Origin of the sequence: Alistipes timonensis JC136 (assembly GCF_900107675.1) — a bacterium.
Lineage (GTDB): Bacteria > Bacteroidota > Bacteroidia > Bacteroidales > Rikenellaceae > Alistipes > Alistipes timonensis.
In genome coordinates this window covers 43,163-58,766 of sequence record NZ_FNRI01000003.1, presented here as the reverse complement: position 1 = coordinate 58,766, position 15,604 = coordinate 43,163, and the positions used below count along the sequence as shown (strand labels likewise).

The window sequence follows — 15,604 nt, the reverse complement described above, 5'->3', positions numbered from 1 at the left end:
GGAGGTCTGAAACCTCCCTTTTTTTCTATGCCTCTTCGGCGAATGCTTTCAATCGGGCGATCTCCTCGCCCCAGCGCGCTTCGTCCGGGGTTTCGAGGATCAGCGGAATGCCGTCGAACCGTTTGTCGCGGGCGATGTAGCGGAAACACTCCATGCCGATCATCCCTTCGCCCAGCGGCGTGTGGCGGTCGACGCGGCTGCCCAGAATCTTCATCGCATCGTTCAGGTGCATCCCTTTCAGGTAGTTGAATCCCACGACGCGCTCCAGTTCGGCGAACGTCGCGTCGCACGCCTCGGGGGTCCGCAGGTCATATCCCGCCGCAAAGGCGTGGCAGGTGTCGATGCAGACGCCCACGCGCGACTTGTCCTCCACGCGGTCGATCAGGTAGCGGAGGTGTTCGAAACGGAACCCGAGGTTAGATCCCTGCCCGGCGGTGTTTTCGATTACGGCCGTCACGCCGCGGGTCTTGTCGAGGGCGATGTTGATCGATTCGGCGATCCGGTCGAGGCTCTCCTCCTCGGTGATCTTTTGCAGGTGGCTGCCGGGATGGAAGTTCAGCCGGTCGAGTCCCAGCAGTTCGCACCGCTGCATTTCGTCGAGAAACGCTGCGCGCGACTTTTCCAATGCTTCCTCCTCGGGATGCCCGAGGTTGATGAGGTACGAGTCGTGGGGCAGTATTTGTTCCGGCCGGTAGCCGCAGGTGTCGCACGCCTTGCGGAAAGCGTCGATCTCCCCCGCAGTGAGCGGCTTGGCTACCCATTGGCGCTGGTTCTTGGTGAAGAGTGCGAAGGCCGTGGCCCCTATTGCGAGTGCGTTGGCAGGGGCGTTGTCCACACCTCCCGCGGCGCTTACGTGTGCTCCGAAATATTTCATAATTCGTCCTTTCAGTTTATCTTTCAGACAAAGTTAAGGATTTTGTAAATAAATTCATAAATTTGTGCATTGAAAATCAATTGAATCGCTTCGCTATGAAACATTTTTTCCCGATCTTCTTACTGGCGGCTTCCCTGGTCGCATCTGTTCCGGCTTCGGCCCAGATTTCGATCGACGAGGTCAATGCCGAGCAGCAGAGCGTGACTTTCCAGGATAAGCTGAAGTCCACCCCCGTCGACGTCGACTATTTCAACCTGGCCCGTTATAAGGCTGAACGTGCCGCCATCCGCAAGGAGCGCAACTACCTCGAATTCGGCGGCGGCCTGCAGGGTTCGCTGACCTCCTACAACGATCCGTGGATCTCGGTCTCGGGCGGTGATAACTCCATCGCGCTGGTCGGAACCTTCAATCTGCGCCATGTCTTCAAAAAGAACCTCTTTTCCATCGAAACCAAGTTCAGTGCCAAGCTGGGTTACAACCGCATGAAGGTCGAGACGCAGCGCGTAGGGCCGGACGGTAAGCCGATGGTCGACGAGAGCGGAAACAAGATCATGGACAGCGAGGGCGTCTGGTTCAAGAATCAGGATGAGTTGCTCATTTGGGTGAACCCTGCCTTTGAGATGGCCAAGAACTGGTCCTACGGCTCGATCATCCAGTTCCGCAGCCAGTTCGTCAATGGCTATAAATCACGTTCCGAGCAGGAAAAAAAGCATCTCAAAAGCAAGTTCATGACCCCGGGTTATCTCGACATTTCGCTGGGTATCACCTATAAAAGTCCTCAGAAGAAATTCCCCATTACGGTCAATATGTCTCCGCTCGCCCTGAACGCCACGTTCGCCGAAAGTGACTGGATTCGCATGCGGCAGGTGGAAAAAGACAGCGAAGGCAAAGAGATTGAGATCAAGCCGGCCTATCCTTACGGTATCGAAGATCCCGACAAGACCTCGAAATACGAGGGCGGTTCGTCGATTGAGATCGGTTTCGACCGGACCTTTGGTAAGACGGGTTACCTGCGCTACCGGACGACGATTTTCTCTTTCTATGGCTGGATCACCGACATCGGTCAGAGGAACAAGATCAGTGATTACAGCAAGTATCTGGCGGCCTTCGAACAGTGGAATTCGGGGGATAAGAATATCAAGGACAAACCCCGCCTGCCGATCCACCCCACGGTGCGCTGGGAAAATACCATCGACATCAAGGCAACAAAATACCTTTCCACGACGTTGAGTTTCCAGTTGTATTACAACCGGGCGCAGAATGTCGACGTGCAGACACGGACCCTGCTGAGCGTCGGCCTGACGTATACCTTTAAGAACAAGTAATGTACAAAAATTCGAAACACACCGTCCTCTTTCCGTTGCTGCTGGCTGCGGGAGTGGTCCTGGGCCTCGTGCTGGGACAGTATTTGGGGCGCAATTCAACCACCTCGCAGCTCAAAGGCATGCTCAGCCGCATGGCGCTGCCTGCGAACAAGCTGACCTATACGCTGTCGCTGATCGAGAACCAGTATGTCGATTCGGTGTCGATGGACTCCCTCTCGGAGCACGTCATTCCGCTGTTGGTCAAGGAGCTCGATCCCCATTCGGTCTACATCCCTGCCTCGGAGATGCAGGCATTGAATGAGCCCCTCGAAGGGGAGTTCGACGGCATCGGCGTGGTCTTCAACATGGCCACCGACACGGTGATCGTGCTGAACGTCATTCCGCACGGACCCAGCGACAAAGCCGGCATCAAGGCCGGGGACCGGATCATCGAGATCGGCGACTCGGTGGTTGCCGGGCGCAAGATTCCCCAGAACAACGTCGTGAAGATGCTGCGCGGACCGCGCGGGACGACGGTGCACCTGGGTATCGGACGGCAGGGTATTGCCGGACTGGTGCCGATCGACGTCGAGCGCGGTGTGATCCCGATCAGGAGCATCGAATCGGCTTTCCGCATTGCCGACGGCGTGGGCTACGTCAAGTTGGGGCAGTTTGCCCGGACGACTTACGACGAATTTCACAAGGCGTTGGCCTCGCTGCGCGCCGAAGGGGTCACGAAGCTGGTCTTCGACCTCCGGGGCAATTCGGGCGGATTCCTCGACCAGGCGATCGCCGTGGCCAATGAGTTCCTGCATAAAGGCCAGTTGATCGTCTACACCGAAGACCGCCGCCATGAGCAGCTCCGGGAATATGCCGACGGCAATGGCTCGGCGCAGGACATGGAGGTCGTGGTGCTGATCGACGAGGGGAGTGCATCGTCGAGCGAAATCCTCGCCGGAGCGTTACAGGATAACGACCGGGGAACGATTGTCGGACGCCGGTCCTTCGGAAAGGGACTCGTGCAGCGCCAAATACCGTACAGCGACGGATCGGCCCTGCGGCTGACCACGGCGCGTTACTACACCCCCACGGGCCGCTCGATCCAGAAGCCCTACACCATCGGTGACGACGAGAGTTACGAAGAGGATATCTGGAACCGGTATAAGAACAACGAGTTTTTCTCGGCCGACAGCATCCATTTCGCCGATTCGCTCAAACGGACGACGCCGGGCGGAAAGGTGGTTTACGGAGGCGGAGGCATCATGCCCGACGTCTTTATTCCGGCCGATACGACCGATGTGACGAAATATTTCATCGAGGTGTCGGGCCGCAACATCCTCTACCGCTATACGATCGAGTATGCCGACCGGCACCGCGAGGCGCTCAACGCCGTGAAGACCATCGACGAACTGCAGGCGTTGCTCGACAGCGACAAGACCCTCGTCGACGATTTCGTCCGCTATGCCGCCCGCAAGGGCGTTGCGCCGCGCTATGGCGACATCGCCCGTTCGCGCCGGCTGATCGAGGCCCAGCTCCGGGCTTACATCGGTCGCAACACGATGCTGGAGGATAACGGTTTCTATGCGAATATCTATCCCGTGGACAACGTGATTGTGCGCGCCATCGGGATATTGAAGGAGGATAAAAATGATTAAGAAGCTGATCGGGATTCTTGTGGCCGTGGCGGTGATCGCGGTGATTGTCATCGTCTTTCTTCGGCGCGACAAGTTCGAGTCGATGATCCGGCGTGACGAGCTTCCGGCGGCGTCCGCTCCGGCCGTGCCCGCTCCCGTACAGCCGGTCGTTCCCGCTGCGGATTCGCTGACCCTCGGGGGTGCGGATTCGATCTGACAGTACCGTATAGACGGAAACGGCGGCCCCGCAAAAGGGCCGCCGTTTTTCATGCTGCGGAGGTCAGTCCGTGAGGAAAGCCTCGTAGATGTCCGCCAACCGGCTGCGAAGGTATTTCACCGCATAATGCTTGCGCGAGAGCAGGGTCGCCACGGGGATTCCGGTATCCTCGGCGAGCTCCCGGAAGGTGAATCCCTCCATTTCGGTCAGCTCGAACACGTCGCGCTGGGCGGCAGGAAGTTCGCCGAGGGCTTTCTCGACCTCCTCCCAGACCAGCGCCCGGAGGTACTCCATTTCGGGCGAACTGCTCTCGTCGGCCAAAAGGGCCGTGATTTCGCTGACGAATCCGCTTTCGTCGTCCTGCCCGTGCATCTGCGGCATCCGCTCCTCGCGGCGTTTGCGGCTGTGGTCGATGATGCGGTTGCGCGCCGTGCGGAAGAGCCATGCCGCGACCTGCCCGACCGGATTTACCGTGTCGGTCTGCACGAAACGCATGAAAACTTCCTGGAGGATATCCTCGCCCTCCGCTTCGGAGTCCACGCGCCGCGCGATGAAGGCCCGCAGCTGCCGACGGTAGTTCTCGAATACCTCGGTCGGGTTATTCCTTTCCGGTTTCATCCGCTGCGGCTTCCCGTTCGCACAAATTCCGCATCCGGCGGCGGATGAACTCACGCTTCTCGCTGTGCGACATGCCGCGCATCGCTTCGTGCAGGTGACGGTGCTCCCGGCGCGACATGTGCGGGTGTCCGGGCCACCCGAAGGGACCGAAGTGGCCGAAAAGCAGCCGGATCAGCAACAGCAGGCCCAGCGCTTGCCAGTAGTTGATGCTTGTCCATCCGATGATTCCGGGGATCAGCGCGTTCCACAGCCACATCGTTACGGCTACGCCCAGCGCCAGCAGGGCCGTGCCTCCGAGGCAGAATCCTGCGGTTTTCAGTTTTTCTTTCATGTTATCTGCTTGTTTTGGTGAAATTGCTCCGTTGGGGCATCGTCGTTCGCACCGTCCGCATCCGTTGCAGCGCGACGCATCGGCCACGTTGACAAAGCGGCAGGCTCCGTTGTCTACCAGTTTGAGAACCTCGTTGCCGCAGACCTTGACGCAGTAGCCGCATCCGGTGCAGTCGAAGGTGTATAAGACGATTTTTCGTTTTCGGGTTGTCATTGCCGCTGCTTTCTACTTATGCAGACGATCATGCAGTCCGGATATTTTAAACGGCCGGTATTTTTTCGTTCTGCGCCCCTCGGGATATGAAAAACAGCAGTCCCCTCGAAGGGACTGCTGCATATAGTTGCCGGTACTCGGGCGATCAGAAATACTTCACCTCTTTGCCTTCGATGGCCGAAATGAGGTTGTTGGCGGCCGAGGAGGCCCCGATGCGGAACAGGTCGGTCGTGAGCCACTCCTTGCCGAGAATCTCCTCGACGATGGTGTAGTAGAGCGCGGCGTCTTCGGCCGAACGGACGCCGCCTGCGGCTTTGAAACCCACCTTGCGGCCCGTCTTGTCGAAATAGTCTTTGATAGCCTGGCACATTACCACGGCAGCCTCGGGCGTTGCGGCCACGTCAATCTTACCCGTCGAGGTCTTCACGAAATCGGCCCCGGCCAGCATTGACAGCAACGAAGCCTTGCGGATCAGTTCGGGGGTTTTCAGCGCGCCCGACTCGATGATGACTTTCAGCACCACATCCTCGTCCATCTCCGTGCGGATCACCTCTACCTCATTGGCCGCTTCGTTGTACTCGCCCGTGAGCATACGGCCCACGTTCAGCACGATATCCACCTCGTCGGCGCCGTTCTCCACAGCCATCGCCACTTCGAGGGCCTTCACTTCGAGAAACGTCTGCGCGGCGGGAAATCCGCCTGCCACGCTCGTGATCTTCATCGGCGTACCGTCCACGGCCAGCCCCACGGTCTCTACGAATGCGGGGTAGATGCAGATCGACGCCACGTTGGGAATATGCGGATATTTTTGGTAAAACTCCACGGTTTTGCGGGCGAACTCCGTGACGGAGGTCACCGAATCGTTGCACGACAGCGTCGTGATGTCGATGGCCGAGTAGCAGAATTTATAGACTTCGGTATTGTGGTTGCGTGCCTGGGCGACCTGGCGGATGCGGGCGACCTCGGCGTCGACCTGCGCGGCGCTCCATGCCGGAGCGTATTCATTCAGATGGTTGGCGTATTCCATACGATCTTGTTTTTTACAAAATTAGAAAAATTATTCGATCCCGCGTCGCTTCCGGGCCAATTATTTTAGGAACGGACCTGTTTTCGCACTTGTTGTCCGGACCCTTGGATGCCGATGCAAAAAAAGAGCCTGAACCGTTTCGGTCCAGGCTCTTTTTATCGCTTCGTGCCGAATTACTTCTGCAGCGGCTTCAGGTTGATGTCCTTGGCGGCCTTCTGAGCCAGTGCGGGGTTCTTCGAAACGGCGCTCTTCAGCTGTGCCTCGGCGGTCTTCAGGTCGCCTTCCTTCGTGGCGATCACGGCGCGCAGGTAGTCGGCGTCTGCCGAGTTGTCCTTGGCGATAGCCTTCTTGGCACCTGCCAGGTCGTTCGACTGAACCAGGGCGATAGCCTCGTTGTAACCCTTGAGACCCTTGGCGGCAGCCTTGTAGTCACCCTCGGCAGCAGCCATGGCAGCCTTGGCCTGAGCGTCGGCGGAAGCAGCATACTTCTTGGCCTCGGCAGTGTTGTTGTTGGCCAGGTTAGCCAGCAGCAGGTTCTTGTTGAGCTCCTTCGACGAATCCAGCTTGGCAGCCTTCTCGAACGACTTCAGGGCAGCGGCTTTGTCGCCGGCCTGCGTCTGAGCCACGCCGAGGTTGTTCCATACGCGGGCGTCGTTGAATTTCTTCGAAGCGGCGGTCAGGATGGCAACCTGCTCGTCGGCGCCGTTAGCCAACTCCTGAGCGGCATAGAGATACTGCTCGACGGTCAGCTCGCCGTTGTTGCGGTAAGCGGCCATGATCTCGGCATCGGTCAGACCTTGGAGATCGGTGCTGTTGACGATCTGCGAACGGCGCAGCTCGGGAAGCACCTCTTTCTTCAGCTCCTCGAATACCGTCGACATGTTCTTGATCTCGGTCTCACGCTCTGCGGGCGAGTTGTAGAGGCTCAACACCTGGAGAATGAGGTTCTTGTCCTTGATGTTCGATTTCTCGACCAGTTCCTTGAAGCCGTCCCAGTCCTCACCGTAGGCAGCGGCGTCGATATCGAGGCCGGCGTCTTTCAGCAGCTTGGCAACGACCTTCTTACCCGACTCGCTGCGAGCCTGCGAGAGTTTGTCGTTGAACTTCACCGGACCGTCGGGCGAAGCGTAGCCCTTCACGGCGATGTTCTGCGTAGCGCGGTCGTTCGTGAGGTTCTTGTCCACGTTCTCTTTGAAAGCGCCGAGGTCTGCGTTCTTCTCGTTCTTCTTCGTCACTACCGACGAGTTGATCGCGTAGAGCAGGTCGGTCTTGTCAACCACCGTGGTTACCTTCTTGTAGTTGTTGGCCATCTGATCCATCAGGTCGCCGTACTTGAGATCCTTCTGCAGGGTGTTCAGACCGTAAGCGACCGTCAGGCCGAACTCTTTGGCGATAGCGGCCTTGGCAGCGGCGTCGTTGCCGGCCAGAACGGCAGCCTGCTCCTTGGTGGGGATGGCGCCGGTGTTCAGGTTAACGAGCACGAACTCCTTGGCCTTGCCCTTCGGGCACTTGATCTCGGCGCGGAGCTGCAGTGCGCACTGGTCCATGCGCGGATCGTAGGGGAACTCCACGTGCTGCGTGAAGTTGCCGCCGTTGATCTTGTCTACGACAGCGTAGTTCTCGTCCACTTTCGAACCCTGGTAGTATTTGGTAGCGCCGGCCACTTCGCCGCCCTCGAATACGATGACGGGGGTAACCTTGATGATAGCCTTCTTGTTGAAGTACTCAACGGGGAAGGTGACATTGATGTCGGCGGCAACGGTGCCGTTGTTCAGCGTGAGAATCTCGGGGGTAACCGTCAGCTTGATGTCGTCCCGGTTCTTGGCCATCTTCTTGAAGCAATTGCAGCTCGAGAATGCCAGTGCGGCAACTACGAGCACCATGCTCAATTTCATTAAGTTTTTCATAATAGGTAAAATTAATGTGTTTATTTTAAATTTGTTTGCCCTATTTCAGTCTGTTCCGGAACCCGTTTCCGGGTGCTTCGGCCCCTTTTCGGGCCGCGGAACAGCGCAAATATAGAAAACTCTTGCTAATTATGCAATATTCCGGACGGAAAAAAACGGTCTATTTCCGTCCGAAATATCCACATTAACAGTCGTTTTACTCTTCTTTGCTCTCGTGGTGCTCGCGGCGCTCTCCGCGGTCGCGGCGTTCGCCGCGCTCTCCGCGTTCGGGACGCGGGCGGCGTTCCCGCTCCACATAACCCTCGGGTTTGGGAAGCAGCGCCTTGCGCGACAATTTGAGTTTATTGGTCTTGGGGTCGACGCCGATCAGTTTGACATCGATCTCGTCGCCCTCTTTCAGGCCGGTCTCCTCCATGGTTTCGAAGCGCTTGTAGTCGATCTCCGAGATGTGGAGCAGGGCGTCCTTGCCGGGCATGATCTCGACGAAGGCGCCGAAGGCCACGATCGAACGGATCTTGCCGTGGTACGTCTCGCCCACCTCGGGGATGGCCACGATGGCCTTGATGCGCGCCAGCGCGCCGTCGAGAGCCTCCTTGTTGATGCCGAAGATGTCGACATAACCCTGGTTGTTGTTCTCGGTGATGGTGATGGTGGTGTTCGTGGTCTTCTGGATGTCCTGGATGACCTTTCCGCCCGGGCCGATCACCGAACCGATCATATCCTGCGGGATGGTGATCTGTACGATGCGCGGTACGCAGGGGCGGTAGTCCTCGCGCGGCTCGGCGATGCACTCGGTGAGTTTGCCGAGGATGTGCATGCGGCCTTTGCGGGCCTGCTCCAGCGCGGCGCCCAGCACCTCGTAGGAGAGTCCGTCGACCTTGATATCCATTTGCGTGGCGGTGATGCCGTCCTTGGTGCCCGTCACCTTGAAGTCCATGTCGCCCAGGTGGTCCTCATCGCCCAGGATGTCCGACAGCACGGCCCACTTGCCGGTCTCGGAGTCCGAGATCAGGCCCATGGCGATACCCGACACGGGTTTTTTGATCTTCACGCCGGCGTCCATCAGCGCGAGGGTTCCGGCGCAGACCGTAGCCATCGACGACGAGCCGTTCGACTCGAGGATGTCCGATACGATGCGCACGGCGTAGGGGTTCTCCTCGCCCAGCGGAATCATCGGCTTCAGGGCGCGCCATGCGAGGTGGCCGTGGCCGATCTCGCGGCGGCTCAGGCCGCGGGCGGCCTTGGCCTCGCCCGTCGAGAACGGCGGGAAGTTGTAGTGGAGCACGAACTGCTCGGTGCCCTGCACGAGCACCTCGTCCTTGACCTTCTCGTCGAGTTTCGTACCGAGCGTCACGGTCGTGAGCGACTGGGTCTCGCCGCGGGTGAAGATCGCCGAGCCGTGTGCCGCGGGCAGGTAGCCCACCTCACACCAGATCGGGCGGATCTCGTCGGTCTTGCGGCCGTCGAGGCGCAGCCCTTCGTTGAGGACCATGTTGCGCATGGCCTTCTTCTGCACGTCGTCGTGGAAATATTTGTGGATCAGCTGCGCCTTCTCGGCGAGCTCCTCCTCCGAGTAGCGGGCCGCGAACTCGGCCTCGAGGGCGTTGAACTTCTCCTCGCGCTCGTGTTTCATCGTGCCGCTCGTGGCGATGGCGTAAGCCTTGTCGTAGAGCTCTTTGATGATCGTCTGGCGGAGTTCCTCGTCGTTGACCTCGTGGCAGTAGGTGCGCTTCACGTCCTTGCCCAGCTCCTTCGAGAGCTCGATCTGTACGGCGCAGTGCTTCTTGATCTCCTCGTGCGCAAACTTGATGGCGCCGAGCATGACCTCTTCCGAAACCTCCTTCATTTCGCCCTCGACCATCAGGATATTGTCGATCGTACCGCCGACCATGATGTCGAGGTCGACCTTCTCCATCTCCGAATAGTTGGGGTTGATGACGTATTGTCCGTCGATGCGGGCTACGCGGACCTCCGAAATGGGGCCGCCGAACGGAATGTCCGACACGGCCAGTGCGGCCGATGCGGCCAGTCCGGCCAGCGCGTCGGGCTGAATGTCCTTGTCGGCCGAGATGAGGTTGACCGTCACGTAGACTTCGGCGTGGTAGTCTGCGGGGAACAGGGGGCGGAGTGCGCGGTCGATCAGACGGGCAACGAGGATCTCGCTGTCGTTGGCACGGCCTTCGCGCTTCATGAAGCCGCCGGGATAGCGGCCTATGGCGGCGTACTTCTCCTTGTACTCTACCTGCAGGGGCATGAAATCGGTGTCGGGTTTTGCATCCTTGGCGGCCACCACGGTGCCGAGCAGCATCGTGTCGCCCATTTTGACGACGACCGAGCCGTCGGCCTGTTTGGCCAGTTTGCCCGTTTCGATCTCGATCTGGCGTCCGTCGGCCAGGGTGATCGTTTTACGGACTGCATTGTACAGCTTTTTTTCTTCCATAAAAAATTTAAACCTATGAGTGTTTTCGATTGTTTTCGCAACGAAAATGAAGGCAACCCCTCTCGGGAATTGCCTTCATTTCTTCCTCGGGATTACTTGCGGAGATTGAGCGTCTTGATAATTGCGCGGTAGCGCTCGATGTCGACCTCCTTGAGGTACTCCAGCAATTGGCGACGCTTACCTACCAGACGCAGCAGTGCGCGCTGGGTTCCGAAGTCGTGCTTGTTGCTTTTGAGGTGGTTTGTAAGGTGGCTGATACGGTAGGAAAACAACGCGATCTGACTTTCGGGCGAACCCGTGTCGGTGTTAGACTTGCCGTACTGGCCGAAAAGCTCCTGCTTTTTCTCAGCTGTTAAATAAGCCATTTTGTAAAATTTGTTTACGTTCCACTCTACGACGCATCCCCCTTACCGTGGATAACGCCAGAGCGTTCCGCAAAGGTACGAATATAATTAATAATTAAGAATTAAAAATTAAAAATTATCACCTTTTCGGGCCAAAAAATGACGAGATCGCCGGGAAAATCGTATTTTTGCGGCTAAACAAGTGAGGATTATGCTGAAAAAGGGTATCTGCGGGGCTCTGGCCGCGCTTGTGACGGTTGCTTTCTGGGGCTGCGGAGGCCGTCCCGCCTACGTCTCGGTCGACGGGGTGATGCTGGGCACGACGCTGCACGTGGTGGCCGATGTGCGGGGCGTCTCGCCGCAGGAACTTTACGCCGCCGCGATGGAGCTCGACCGCGAGGCCAAGGCGTCGATGTCGATCTACGACTCCACGTCGCTGCTGAGCCGCCTGAACCGCAGCGAAACCGACTCCGTGGACCGTCATATCGCCTTCAACCTGCATCTGGCGGACAGCATCGGGGCCCTGAGCGACGGCCGTTACGACGTGACCGTCAAACCGCTGGTCGAGGCGTGGGGATTCGCCGGGAAGGAGCGCGTCGAGCGTCCGAACGTCGATTCGATCCTCGAATTCGTGGGGCGCGAAAAGGTGCGTGTCGAGAACGGCCGTCTGGTGAAGGACGATCCCCGTGTGCAGCTCGATTTCAATTCGATAGCCAAGGGGTATACGGTCGACCTGCTGGCTGCCCTGGTCGAGAAATACGGCGCCGAGAATTACATCGTCGACATCGGCGGCGAGGTCCGCTGCCGGGGCGTCAACCGCCGGGGCGATGCGTGGCGCATCGGCATCGAGACCCCTTTCGACGGCAATATGTCGAACGGCGAATACCTTCAGAAGCGGGTCCGGCTACATGACGGCGGACTGGCGACTTCGGGCAACTACCGCCGTTTCTACCTCGACGGAGAGGGCAATAAAGTCGCCCACACCATTGATCCGCGCACGGGCCGCAGCGCCGTTTCGCGCCTGCTGTCGGTGACGGTCGCGGCTTCGACCTGCGCCGAGGCCGACGCTCTGGGAACCATGTTCCTGGCCATGGGCGCCGACGATGCGCTGGCTGCTGCTGCGGCCATGCCCGGGATGAAGGTCTATTTCATCCTCGCGGGCGACGGCGACGAATACGAGGAATATGTTTCGCCGGCTATGGAGGCTTTGATTATGCAATAACGAGATATGAAACAGGCTGTATTTCTTTATAATACGCAGTCGGGCAAAGGCAAGGCCGCCCGAAGCGTCGAGGCCATTTGCACCGTCTTCCGGGCTTACGGCTACGAGATCGAACCCCGGCTGATCGATTTCAGTGCCAATCCTTTCGACGGCAACGAGACGATCGACCTGATGGTCGTGGCGGGCGGCGACGGCACGGTCAACTACGTGGTCAATGCCATGAAGCGCAAGGGGCTGGATATTCCCCTCGGGGTGATTCCCTCGGGTACGGCCAACGATTTCGCCCGGGCGCTGGGCATGTCGCGCGAACCGCTCGAAGCGGCGCGGCAGATCGCTTCGGGAGGCGTCGAGCGGGTCGACGTGGGGTGCGTGAACGGGCTTTGGTTTGTCAACATCTTCTCGTTCGGCATCTTCACGACCACTTCGCAGCGTACGCCCGACAAGCGCAAGCACAGGATCGGTAAGCTGGCCTATATCATCGAGGGAGTCAAGGAGTTCCGCTCGATGCACGCCGTGCCGTTGGAGATCGAGGCCGACGGTGAACGGTTCGACCTGCGGTCGCTGATGGTGCTGATTTTCAACGGCGAGACGGCCGGCGGCTTCCACCTGGCGCGCCGTTCGTCGATCAAAGACGGCCTTTTCGACTGCATCCTGCTGGAGAAGAAGAATTTTTTCCGTTCGACGCTGGCCATGTGCCGTTACCTGGCGGGCGGGCAGCCGAAGATCGTCCGCCACCTGCAGGCGCGGACGATCGACATCCGCTCGACGGTCAACGAGCCGACGGATGTCGACGGGCAGAAGGGCGCCGAATTTCCGCTGCACATCGAGTGCATCGCCGGAGGTCTGCGCATCATGTGCGCAAAACAGCAATAAGGAACCGCTGCGGGCGGAGGGTTCGGAGAGGGCTTGGTGAAATATTTTTCCGACTCTTTTTGGGGGCGGGGTTGCGATTTCGGACCGTTTTTGTTACTTTTGTCGGAAAAACTACGACGATATGGCGGATAATGGCAAGGCGACGCGCGGCAGCGGACGTGAAAACCTGCGGAAAGTTTCCATCTCCCGGCTCAAAAAGGAGATGAGCGATGTCTTTTACCTTTCGGACGATCTGGTCATCTCCACACTCACGGCCGACAAGAACACTACGGCCGACTATCCGACCTCGATCGACGGTTTTACGGCCATTATCATGATGGCGGGCGAGGCCACGGTGTCGATTGACATGCAGAATTACAACATCAAACCCAACACCATCGTCTTTTTCAACCCCGATTCGATCATCCGCACGGTCAAATGTTCGTCGAACGCCGCGGCCTACCTGCTGGCTTTCTCGAAATCGTTCGTCAACGAGATCCAGATCGACCTCTCGACCTCGCTGCCGGTCTACATGCGCTTCGGCAAGGCCCCGGTGCTGGAGGTGACGCCGCAGGACGTGGATGAAATCCGCCAGTTGTTCCAGCTCATCAAAACCATGCTCCGCAGCGACAAGGAGCGCTACCGCCACGAGATCATCCGCACGCTTTTCACCACGGCGTTCTATATCATCACCGAGATCAACCAGCGCGAGCAGCCCGGCGAGATCAAACAGGGCCGCTGCGAGGTGCTGTTCGACGAGTTCATGTCGCTGCTCCAGCAGTACAACAAACGTGAGCGTAATGTGAGCTTCTACGCCAAGCAGCTCAATATCACGCCCAAATACCTCTCTTCGGTGGTGAAGGAGGTGAGCGGCAAGACCGCCGCTCGGTGGATCGACGAATCGGTGATCCTCGAGGCCAAGGCCCTGCTGAAATATTCGGGCATGAGCATTCAGGAGATCGCCTATCACCTGAATTTCTCGACCCAGTCCTTTTTCGGCAAGTATTTCAAACAGCATACGGGCACTTCGCCCTCGCGCTACAAGCGGAAAGGCTGATACGCCATGAAACGACTGTTCCTGCTGTGTTGCTGCCTCGCGGCGGCCGCGCCCCTTTCGGCCCGTGACGAATCCCTCGGACGTGCCGTCCGCGCTGTGGCCGACTCGGTGCGGGCGACGGTGGGTGTTGCGGTCGTGTTCGAAGAAGGCGATACGCTCGTGGTGAACAACGCCTGCCGCTATCCCACGATGAGCGTCTATAAGTTTCACCAGGCGTTGGCCGTGCTCAACCGCCTCGACCGCAGCGGCCTTCCCCTCACGACACGCATTCCGGTCCTCCGGTCCGATCTGCTTCCCGATACGTGGTCGCCGCTGCGCGAAGCCTGTCCCGGGGGCGGTCGGTTCACCGTGGCGGAACTGCTGGCGTACAGCGTTGCGCAGAGCGATAACAACGTCTGCGACCTGCTGTTCCGGTTTCTGGGCGGGCCGGAAGTCGTGAACCGCTACATCGCCGGGCTGGGCGTCGGTGAAACAGAGATCGCGGCCGACGAGGAAACCATGCACCGCCGTACGGACAACCAGTATCTCAACTGGGCCACGCCGCTGGCCGCCGTGCGGCTGCTCGAACTTTTCCGCCGCGGGAAGCTCCTCTCCGCCGAATCCGGGGATTTTCTGCTGAAGACGATGTTCGCCACGGAGACCGGCCCCGACAAACTCCGGGGCCTGCTGCCTCCCGGCGTCGCCGTGGCGCACAAGACCGGCAGCGCTTTCCGCGATGCGCAGGGCGTGATGGTCGCCGACAACGATATCGGCATTGTGCGCCTGCCCGACGGACGCAGCTATTCGATTGCGGTCTTCGTCATGGATTCCCGCGAGGACGACCGGACCAACGCCGCCGTCATCGCCCGGATTTCGCGGCTCGTTTACGATTACGCCACCCGGCGATAATGAAATGCCCCTCCGGAGAGGGGCTTTTTCATACGCTATTTCAGCGCCTCGACCACTTGCCGGATCATCGCCGGGATGGCGTGCTCCTCCTGTGCAGTGTAGAAATTGCCGTCGATTTCGAACGGGGCGTCCGTTGCCACGGGGCCCGTCACGGCGGCTTTGGCCAGCGGATGCACGGCGACCCTCCGTCCGGCGGCGGTGCCTGCGAATCCGAACATCATTCCTGCGGCGCAGTGGCCGATCATCAGCTTGCCCTTCTCCCCGAAGGTTTTCAGCACTTCCATCAGGTCCTTGTTCCAGGGTTCGCCGGCATGTTGAGCAAAGACCGGTACGGCGTCGCCGCAGGCGAATACGAGGGCGTCGTATTCGTCCTCGTGCCCTTTGAGGTTGGCGATGACATCATCGGCGGTCAGCCCGATGCCCGAATTGGTGCGGATCTCGCGGCTGTCGGCCACGGCGAACACGGTGCAGGGAATCTTGTTTTCGAAAAACGTTTCCAAATACTGGAACAGGCCCATCCCGTTCACGGGATTCACGGCCACGACGGCTACTTTTTTTGCCATGATTGCGATTCGTTTAATGGAACAATGGTTATTTTCAGTAAGTTTATTACATTTGCGTACAAATATAGGGCAAACCACCCGCAAAAACAAGAACGCACTTAAAGATGAGATGG

15 protein-coding genes are annotated in these 15,604 nt (G+C 58.8%); 7 read left to right on the top strand and 8 right to left on the bottom strand.

What is annotated here, in order from left to right:
* Window positions 1–25: 25 nt before the first annotated feature.
* The gene (gene nfo / locus BLU78_RS04740; RefSeq protein WP_010261264.1) at window positions 26–874 is read right to left on the bottom strand and encodes a deoxyribonuclease IV; all 849 of its coding nucleotides are present in this window, start codon (window positions 872–874) and stop codon (window positions 26–28) included.
* A gap of 95 nt (window positions 875–969) precedes the next feature.
* Here nfo and BLU78_RS04735 point away from each other — a divergent pair, with 95 nt between their 5' ends.
* The 3 genes from BLU78_RS04735 to BLU78_RS04725 are packed head-to-tail and all read left to right on the top strand — an operon-like array spanning window position 970 to window position 4,029.
* Complete coding sequence (locus tag BLU78_RS04735; RefSeq protein WP_010261263.1) at window positions 970–2,199, top strand: DUF3078 domain-containing protein; 1,230 nt, start codon at window positions 970–972, stop codon at window positions 2,197–2,199.
* Window positions 2,199–3,833 (top strand): S41 family peptidase, encoded by a 1,635-nt coding sequence (locus BLU78_RS04730; protein WP_010261261.1) that lies wholly within the window; start codon window positions 2,199–2,201, stop codon window positions 3,831–3,833. The genes BLU78_RS04735 and BLU78_RS04730 overlap by 1 nt, the downstream gene beginning before the upstream one ends.
* Window positions 3,826–4,029: a hypothetical protein gene (locus BLU78_RS04725; RefSeq protein WP_010261259.1), complete on the top strand. Its 204-nt coding sequence runs from the start codon at window positions 3,826–3,828 to the stop codon at window positions 4,027–4,029. The genes BLU78_RS04730 and BLU78_RS04725 overlap by 8 nt, the downstream gene beginning before the upstream one ends.
* Window positions 4,030–4,092: 63 nt before the next feature.
* On the opposite strand, the gene BLU78_RS04720 is transcribed toward BLU78_RS04725, so the two are convergent.
* From BLU78_RS04720 to rpsO, 6 genes are all read right to left on the bottom strand, one after another.
* Window positions 4,093–4,647: an RNA polymerase sigma factor gene (locus BLU78_RS04720; protein WP_010261257.1), complete on the bottom strand. Its 555-nt coding sequence runs from the start codon at window positions 4,645–4,647 to the stop codon at window positions 4,093–4,095.
* Complete coding sequence (locus BLU78_RS14155) at window positions 4,628–5,191, bottom strand: DUF362 domain-containing protein (RefSeq protein ID WP_081504091.1); 564 nt, start codon at window positions 5,189–5,191, stop codon at window positions 4,628–4,630. The genes BLU78_RS04720 and BLU78_RS14155 overlap by 20 nt, the downstream gene beginning before the upstream one ends.
* Before the next feature lie 145 nt (window positions 5,192–5,336).
* Window positions 5,337–6,218: a deoxyribose-phosphate aldolase gene (gene deoC / locus BLU78_RS04705; protein ID WP_010261251.1), complete on the bottom strand. Its 882-nt coding sequence runs from the start codon at window positions 6,216–6,218 to the stop codon at window positions 5,337–5,339.
* Between the two features lie 173 nt (window positions 6,219–6,391).
* On the bottom strand, window positions 6,392–8,113 hold the full coding sequence (locus BLU78_RS04700) for a hypothetical protein (protein WP_010261248.1): 1,722 nt from the start codon (window positions 8,111–8,113) through the stop codon (window positions 6,392–6,394).
* Window positions 8,114–8,321: 208 nt separating this feature from the next.
* Window positions 8,322–10,565 (bottom strand): polyribonucleotide nucleotidyltransferase, encoded by a 2,244-nt coding sequence (pnp, locus tag BLU78_RS04695; protein ID WP_010261245.1) that lies wholly within the window; start codon window positions 10,563–10,565, stop codon window positions 8,322–8,324.
* Between the two features lie 92 nt (window positions 10,566–10,657).
* Entirely contained in the window at window positions 10,658–10,930 is a 273-nt protein-coding gene (gene rpsO, locus BLU78_RS04690) for a 30S ribosomal protein S15 (protein WP_010261242.1), read from the bottom strand.
* 190 nt (window positions 10,931–11,120) lie between these two features.
* On the opposite strand from rpsO, the gene BLU78_RS04685 reads away from it, so the two are divergent.
* The 4 genes from BLU78_RS04685 to bla all read left to right on the top strand — a co-directional run bounded on the left by BLU78_RS04685 (window position 11,121) and on the right by bla (window position 14,928).
* Window positions 11,121–12,131 carry an FAD:protein FMN transferase gene (locus tag BLU78_RS04685; protein ID WP_010261238.1) on the top strand — a complete coding sequence of 337 codons (1,011 nt, stop codon included), beginning with the start codon at window positions 11,121–11,123 and terminating at the stop codon, window positions 12,129–12,131.
* Between the two features lie 6 nt (window positions 12,132–12,137).
* Entirely contained in the window at window positions 12,138–13,004 is an 867-nt protein-coding gene (locus BLU78_RS04680) for a diacylglycerol/lipid kinase family protein (protein WP_010261235.1), read from the top strand.
* A 121-nt stretch (window positions 13,005–13,125) separates the two neighbouring features.
* Window positions 13,126–14,040, top strand: coding sequence for an AraC family transcriptional regulator (locus tag BLU78_RS04675; protein WP_010261233.1), 915 nt, complete (start codon window positions 13,126–13,128; stop codon window positions 14,038–14,040).
* 6 nt (window positions 14,041–14,046) lie between these two features.
* Entirely contained in the window at window positions 14,047–14,928 is an 882-nt protein-coding gene (bla, locus tag BLU78_RS04670) for a class A beta-lactamase, subclass A2 (protein WP_010261232.1), read from the top strand.
* A 35-nt stretch (window positions 14,929–14,963) separates the two neighbouring features.
* On the opposite strand, the gene BLU78_RS04665 is transcribed toward bla, so the two are convergent.
* Entirely contained in the window at window positions 14,964–15,491 is a 528-nt protein-coding gene (locus tag BLU78_RS04665; protein WP_020692104.1) for a DJ-1/PfpI family protein, read from the bottom strand.
* Window positions 15,492–15,604 lie beyond the last annotated feature (113 nt).

Excerpts from the sequence above, each read along its gene's own strand:
- nfo (WP_010261264.1), bottom strand. The coding sequence starts at position 874 with ATGAAATATTTCGGAGCACACGTAAGCGCCGCGGGAGGTGTGGACAAC.
- BLU78_RS04735 (WP_010261263.1), top strand. The coding sequence starts at position 970 with ATGAAACATTTTTTCCCGATCTTCTTACTGGCGGCTTCCCTGGTCGCA.
- BLU78_RS04730 (WP_010261261.1), top strand. The coding sequence starts at position 2,199 with ATGTACAAAAATTCGAAACACACCGTCCTCTTTCCGTTGCTGCTGGCT.
- BLU78_RS04725 (WP_010261259.1), top strand. The coding sequence starts at position 3,826 with ATGATTAAGAAGCTGATCGGGATTCTTGTGGCCGTGGCGGTGATCGCG.
- BLU78_RS04720 (WP_010261257.1), bottom strand. The coding sequence starts at position 4,647 with ATGAAACCGGAAAGGAATAACCCGACCGAGGTATTCGAGAACTACCGT.
- BLU78_RS14155 (WP_081504091.1), bottom strand. The coding sequence starts at position 5,191 with ATGACAACCCGAAAACGAAAAATCGTCTTATACACCTTCGACTGCACC.
- deoC (WP_010261251.1), bottom strand. The coding sequence starts at position 6,218 with ATGGAATACGCCAACCATCTGAATGAATACGCTCCGGCATGGAGCGCC.
- BLU78_RS04700 (WP_010261248.1), bottom strand. The coding sequence starts at position 8,113 with ATGAAATTGAGCATGGTGCTCGTAGTTGCCGCACTGGCATTCTCGAGC.
- pnp (WP_010261245.1), bottom strand. The coding sequence starts at position 10,565 with ATGGAAGAAAAAAAGCTGTACAATGCAGTCCGTAAAACGATCACCCTG.
- rpsO (WP_010261242.1), bottom strand. The coding sequence starts at position 10,930 with ATGGCTTATTTAACAGCTGAGAAAAAGCAGGAGCTTTTCGGCCAGTAC.
- BLU78_RS04685 (WP_010261238.1), top strand. The coding sequence starts at position 11,121 with ATGCTGAAAAAGGGTATCTGCGGGGCTCTGGCCGCGCTTGTGACGGTT.
- BLU78_RS04680 (WP_010261235.1), top strand. The coding sequence starts at position 12,138 with ATGAAACAGGCTGTATTTCTTTATAATACGCAGTCGGGCAAAGGCAAG.
- BLU78_RS04675 (WP_010261233.1), top strand. The coding sequence starts at position 13,126 with ATGGCGGATAATGGCAAGGCGACGCGCGGCAGCGGACGTGAAAACCTG.
- bla (WP_010261232.1), top strand. The coding sequence starts at position 14,047 with ATGAAACGACTGTTCCTGCTGTGTTGCTGCCTCGCGGCGGCCGCGCCC.
- BLU78_RS04665 (WP_020692104.1), bottom strand. The coding sequence starts at position 15,491 with ATGGCAAAAAAAGTAGCCGTCGTGGCCGTGAATCCCGTGAACGGGATG.